This is a genomic window from Mycolicibacterium arseniciresistens (assembly GCF_030519285.1).
Lineage (GTDB): Bacteria > Actinomycetota > Actinomycetes > Mycobacteriales > Mycobacteriaceae > Mycobacterium > Mycobacterium arseniciresistens.
The window spans coordinates 1-5,328 of the sequence record NZ_JAUMSQ010000120.1; the positions used below are offsets into that span (position 1 = coordinate 1).

The 5,328-nt window shown below is 71.9% G+C and carries 3 protein-coding genes and 1 pseudogene; 1 reads left to right on the forward strand and 3 read right to left on the reverse strand.

The features are described 5' to 3' along the window. Window positions 1-347: pseudogene (locus Q2100_RS16400) on the forward strand (cobalamin B12-binding domain-containing protein); the annotation flags it as partial. On the opposite strand, the gene Q2100_RS16405 reads toward Q2100_RS16400, so the two are convergent. The 3 genes from Q2100_RS16405 to Q2100_RS16415 all read right to left on the reverse strand — a co-directional run. After that, on the reverse strand, window positions 344-2,545 hold the full coding sequence (locus Q2100_RS16405; protein ID WP_302914938.1) for an MMPL family transporter: 2,202 nt from the start codon (window positions 2,543-2,545) through the stop codon (window positions 344-346). The pseudogene Q2100_RS16400 and the gene Q2100_RS16405 overlap by 4 nt on opposite strands. Before the next feature lie 43 nt (window positions 2,546-2,588). Continuing rightward, entirely contained in the window at window positions 2,589-4,784 is a 2,196-nt protein-coding gene (locus Q2100_RS16410) for a SpoIIE family protein phosphatase (RefSeq protein ID WP_302914939.1), read from the reverse strand. After that, window positions 4,781-5,328, reverse strand: a 548-nt coding sequence (locus Q2100_RS16415) for a SpoIIE family protein phosphatase (protein WP_302914940.1), incomplete at its 5' end; no start/stop codon positions are given. The genes Q2100_RS16415 and Q2100_RS16410, both read right to left, overlap by 4 nt.

The following is a 5,328-nucleotide window of genomic DNA, read 5'->3' on the forward strand; positions in this document are numbered from 1 at the left end:
CCGTCGCCGAGCAGTCTGCACTCGATCTCGACCACCGCCGGCTGGTTGCGATGCTGCGCGACCGCTGGTCACCGACCCGCGAGGTGGGCGCCGACAGCCGGGTGCTCGAGGTCGCAGGCGACGCCCTGCACCAGGCGCTGCACGCGGTGGCGGCCGCCCTGCTGACCGGCGATCCGCGCCCGGTCGCCGAGACCTCCGCGTGGATCGCCGAACTGCTTCGCACCCGGGGTGCCGACGCCACCGCGATCACCGAACTCGGGACGCTGATGACGTCGGCGCTGCGCGACTACCCGCTGGCGGGCCGGCTGGTCGCCGAACACTTCACCGGGGAGTGGCCCGATCTCTAGGCAGGCACCTGCTCGCGGGCGTCGGTGTCGTCGGCGCTGCGCAGCTTGTCGCCCTCGACGTCGACGTCGGGCAGCAGCCGGTCCAGCCAGCGCGGCAGGTACCAGGCCCTCTCCCCGAGCAGCGACATCACCGCGGGGATGAAGACCATCCGCACCACGAACGCGTCGAAGACCACGGCGACGGCCAGCGCGAAGCCCATCGACTTGGCGACCGAGTCCGGCGACAGGATGAACGCCGCGAAGACCGAGATCATGATGATCGCCGCGCAGGTGACGACGCGCGCACTGCGCTGGAATCCGGTGATGACGGCCTCGGTTGCGGTGCGGTCGGTGTCGCCGGTGACGAACTTCTCGCGCATCCGCGTCACCAGGAACACCTGGTAGTCCATCGCCAGGCCGAACACGATGCCGATGAGGAAGATCGGCAGGAAGCTGATGATCGGCCCGGGGTCGGACACCAGCCCGAACCAGCCCTCCTGGAACACCGCGACGGTGGCGCCGAACGTCGCACCGATCGACAGCACGAAACCCAGTGTGGCGGTGAGTGGTACGAGCAGGGAGCGGAACACCAGCGTCAGCACCAGGAACGCCAGCCCGACCACCAGCGCCAGGTAGGGCACCAGCGCCTCGGTCATCGATTCGGACAGGTCCGACAGGATCGCGGTCTGCCCGGTGACGCCGAACGTCACACCGGTGGCGTCGGTGATCCCCTGCTCGAGGCCGCGGATCGAGTCGACGAGGGCCTGGGTCTGCGGGCTGCTCGGCCCGCTGGCCGGGATGACGCTGATCAGCGCGCCGGTGCCGTCGGGGTTGAGCTGCGGCGGCGTGACCATCTGCACGTCGGGCAGCGCCCGGATCTGGTCGGCCAGCGCCTTGTATCCGGCGGGGGCAGCTGACGATCCCGCCCCGTCGGCGACCACGATCAGCGGCCCGGTCAGGCCCTCGCCGAAGCCCTGGTCGAGCAGCTTGACGGCGTTCTTCTGGTCGCCGGTGGCGGCCACGTCCATGCCGAGTTGCAGCTTGGTGGTGGGCAGCGCGATCACGCCGAGCGCGAGCACCACCGCGATGATCGCCGGAATCGGATGTGCGGCAATCAGTTCGGCCCACCGCAGCCCGTTGGTCGGCGCGGTGTCCGGCTCGTCGCCCTGGCGCAGCCGATTGATGCGGCCCGCGAAGGTGCGGTGGCCGAACAGTCCGAGGAAGGCGGGCAGCAGCGTCACCGCCGCGAGCACGGCCATCACCACCGCCAGTGCCGCGGTGAGGCCCATCACCGAGATCATCGGGATGCCGACGACGGTGAGGCCGACCAGCGCGATGACGACGGTCAGGCCGGCGAACACCACCGATGACCCCGCGGTGCCCACGGCCCGGCCGGTGGCGTGCGCGCGGTCGTCGGTGACGCGGAGTTCGTTGCGGTAGCGCGACACGATGAACAGCGAGTAGTCGATCGACACGGCGATGCCGAGCATCGATGACAGCATCAGCGCCGAGGAGTCCATGTCCACCAGCGACGTCGCGCCGGTGATCAGGGCGATGGAGATGCCGACGCCGAACAGTGCGGTGATGATGGGCAGGGTCGCGGCCACCACCGAGGCGAACGCGATCACCATCACCACCAGAGCGACGGCGAACCCGATCGCCTCGGACGGGCCCTGCTGCGGGGTCTGCCCGTTGTACAGGGTGCCGGTGCCCTCGACGGTCAGCCCGCCGTCGCGGGCCCCGGCCATCACCGACTCCAGCGCGTCGATCTGGTCCTTGGACACGTCGACGAACTTCTGGTCGTAGTTCACGTCGAGGTAGGCGATGGTGCGGTCCTTGCTGACGCTCATCGCGCCCGCGGGCGAGGTCAGCGGGTTGACCACGGCCTGGCCCTGCACGTGCGGCAGTCCGCGCAGTTCCCCGACGAGCCGGTCGACCGCGGCGACCGTCTCCGGGCGGTCGAGCGTGGCGCCGTCGGGCGCCTTGAGCACCACCTTCGCCTGGGCCATCTCGTCGATGTCGCGCTGCGCCGGGAACTTCTGGTCCATCAGGTCGCTCGCCTGCTGTGACGCCGAACCCGGCAGCGAGAAGTCCTTCTGGAAGGGCTGGGCCAGTGTGGTGCCCGCCAGCGCGGCCAGCAGCAGCCCCACCCACAGCCCGATCACCAGCAGCCGGCGCCGGTACGCGAAGCCCCCGACGCGATACAGGAATGTCGCCATGGTTAGTCGGGCTACCCGGTTCGGCGGCGGATATTACCGTCGATCAGCCAGGTGTGAGCCGGAACACCATCTCGACCGTGGTTCCGGACGCCGACGGGCCCAGGTCGACCCGTGCGCTGACCGCCCGCATCATCGGCAGCCCGCGGCCGCGGGTCCGCGGCTTCTCGTCGGGCGTCTTCCAGGTGCCGAAATCGAGGACCCGCACCACGATCTCGTCGCCCCACACCGCGGCGTCGACGATCATCACCCCGGCGGCGACATCGCGGTACCCGTGCTCGACGCTGTTGGTGCACGCCTCGTTGACGGCGAGCACGACGTCGGTGGTGAGTTCCTGCCCCGCGCCGACCTCGGTCAGCCACGCCGTCAGCTCGGTGCGGACCCGGCCGAGATTGGCGGGGGTGGCGGCGATCTCGAGGTGCAGTGGCGCGGGCGGCCGCCGGTAGACCAGGACGGCGACGTCGTCGTCGTAGCCCGCGGGCGGCGCAAGCTCGCGCAGCACCGCGTCGGCGATGGTGTCGGCGTGCGAGGACAGTTCGGCGGCCAGTACCCGGGTGACGCGGTCGATGCCGTCGTCGATCGGCGCGTCCCGCCGTTCCACCAGCCCGTCGGTGTAGAGCAGCAGCGCCGAACCCGGCGGCAGGGTGCGGGTGCCCTGCGGACGTGGCCCGGTGCGCCGCACCGCGAGCGGCACCGTCGCTGCGTCGGAGAGCACGCTGGGCGGCGACGCCGGTGTGGCGAGCACCGCGGGCACGTGGCCGGCGTTGCTGTAGCGCAGTTCTCCGGTCCTGATGTCGAGGACCGCGAGGAACACCGTCGCGCAGTAGGCGTGCGGGATCAGCGCGGCCGCCGAGTCGAGCTCTTCGAGCAGCACCGCGGGCTCGGCGCCGGTCAGCAGCAGCGCGCGCGCCGAACTTCGCAGCTGGCCCATCACGGCGGCGGCGGGCAGCCCGCGCCCGACGCAGTCGCCGACGACGATGCCGATGGTGCGCTCGCCGATCGGCAGCACGTCGTACCAGTCGCCGCCGATCTCCAGCGGCGCCACGGCCGGTTCGTAGCGCACCGCGAATCCGGCGGGCGGACTGCTGGTGGGCAGCATCGCCCGCTGCAGCGTCAGCGATGCCTCGCGCGCCGTCTCGAATTGGCGGACGTGCTGGATCGCCAGGCCGAGATGGCCGACCAGCGCGGTCAGCAGCAGCCGGTCGTCGACGCTGATCTGCCGGGGCCGCTGGTGCTCGAGCACCACCGCGGTGTCACCGCCGCCGGGCAGCATGGCGACGATCCCGCAGGCGGCGTCGGAGCCGTCGGGTGACAACACCGGCTCGATGGTGAGCGGCGGCCACTGCCGGGCCTGGCCCAAGGTGGTCCGCAGGTCCGGATCGAGGTCGGACCACTGCGCGCCCGCCGGCTCACCGGCCGCCCGGACCGCGGGCTCCTCGTCGCCGCTGCGCCAGGTCACTGTGAGCACCCGCTGCAGGTCGATCGCCGCCCGGCATTCCTCGAGCGTGATCGCCAGCACCTCGGCCATGCTCTTGGCCAGCCCGATCGCGGTGGCCAGCCGGGCGAGCAGCCGTTCCCGCTCCGCGGCGGCCCGCAGCACGGTGACGTCGCGGATGGTGCCGACGTAGACCGCCCGTGCAGACCCCGCGGCGGGCACCGCGTTGATGCTCACCGCCGCCCATCCGGGCGCGCCGTCGCGGCGGCGGATCTCGGTCTCGGCCTGCAGGTCCCCGGTCTCGATCAGCTGGTTGAGCTGGCGGTCGGCGAGCCCGTGATCGACCAGCCAGGGGTGTGGCCACCGGTAGGGCAGGCCAGCCGCGTCGTAGCCGGTGATCTCGGTGAACGCGTCGTTGATCTCCACCACCGTGCCGTCGCCGTCGGCAACGAAGAAGCCCTCCTGCAGTGCGTTGACCAGTGCGGTGCGGAACTGGTCGCGGTCGGCGAGGCCGTCGGCGCGGGCGCGCTGCTGTTCGTAACGCTGTGTGCCGTCGAGGAATCCGCGGGTCGCCACGTCGAGGGCGGCCAGGGTCTGCAGCAGGAATTGAAGCGCCGCAGCGGGTTCGGATTCATCGTCGCCCGAACCGAGCAGGCGGAAGTGGTTCTCGACGATGTCCAGTGTGCTGATCCGCTCGGCCAGCGCGCGCCTGCCGAGTTCGTGGCCGACCTCCAGACCGGCTTCGTCGCGGCCGGCGAGGTAGGCACGCAGCGCGTCGGTGTAGGCGGCGCGGAACTCGGCGGTCACGGCGCCGTCCCACGGTGGCGGGCCACCAGCACCAGCGCGTCGTCGCCGGCCCTGCTGTGCCGTCGCAGGATCTGCTCGGCGAGCGTGTCGGCCGGTGCGGCGAAATCGAGTGCCTGCAAACGGTTCTCGTCCAGACCGTCGCTGGCCATCACGAGCAGGTGGCCGGGCCGCACCGGCAGGCCCTCCGGCGCGGCGATGTCCGGCAGCCGGTACCCGACGATGCCGCCGAGCAGCCGGGCCGACGAGCGGGTGTCGATGCCGCTGGGTGCGCGGGCGACCAGGTCCGCCGACACGTTCCCGACGCCCACCCACTGCAGGATGCCCGCGTCGAAGTCGACCCGCGCCAGCGTGATCGCGGCGCCGCGGGTGTCGGTCATCTCGCGGTGACACTGCGTCATGAGGTCGTCGAGCGGCCGGTCGTCGGCGTGCCGGAGCACCTGCTCGGCGCACCGGGCCGCGGCCGCCGCGGGTTCGCCGTGGCCGAGGCCGTCGATGACGCCGAACAGCGCGGCGTTCGCGCCGACCCCGACCGCCACCGACCGGT

What these genes read in the sequence shown, in the direction of transcription:
- Q2100_RS16405 (WP_302914938.1), bottom strand. Translation starts at nt 2,545, where the DNA reads ATGGCGACATTCCTGTATCGCGTCGGGGGCTTCGCGTACCGGCGCCGG.